The organism is Oleiphilus sp. HI0043 (genome assembly GCF_001634935.1).
In genome coordinates, this window is the sequence record NZ_LWEY01000650.1 from 1 (window position 1) to 697 (window position 697).

Below are 697 nucleotides of genomic sequence, written 5' to 3' on the forward strand. Positions count from 1 at the left end.
CCCTAGAAGCAGCAGCTTCAAGCCTCCAAAGCTTACAGCTTGCGGCACAAGGTCTTGGCTTAATGCAGAATACTATTGAAAACGGTGCTAGCCAGATCCCTGGTCTAGGACAAGGTTCTGCCGATGAGCGTCACTTTGGCTTTGGCGGCGGTGTTACCAACGTTGTACCGATGGATTTCGCTGACGGCACCGTGGGCAGCTCCTCATCAGACCCTATCGATTGCTCCAACACGGGTTCTGGTGCATTCACGATTAACCCACTTAGCTTCCTAACTAGCCGTGATAACTTTAGACAGCACATGTCTGACTTAATGACTCTGCGTCTGTCTATTCCAACCATGGATATCGATGGAATAGATGATAACGGGCCAGAAGGTGATGGCTTTGACTTAAACGGAGACGATGTTCACTTTATTGCTCACTCTTTAGGTACCTTTAACGGCATTCCATTTGTCGAAATCGCGAACCAAACCAGTAGAACTGAAGATAACATTGTGTCTGCAAACTTTTTAACGCCAGGTGGCAACATTGCACGACTAGCAGAGAATTCCCCAGTATTTGCGCCGGGTATACTGCTAGCATTGCAATCTGCTGCTGGTTTGCAAAGAGGCGATGCAGACCTTGAGACCTTCCTTAACGTTCTTCAAGCGTCATTTGACTCTTTTGATCCAATTAACTTTGTAGGCAACTTGAGTAG

Annotated in this window: 1 protein-coding gene; it reads left to right on the forward strand. The window is 47.2% G+C overall.

Annotated features, from left to right (window positions below; all coding sequences use genetic code 11):
- Window positions 1-697 (forward strand): hypothetical protein (locus A3729_RS32570; protein ID WP_231877381.1); only part of this gene is annotated, 697 nt, incomplete at both ends.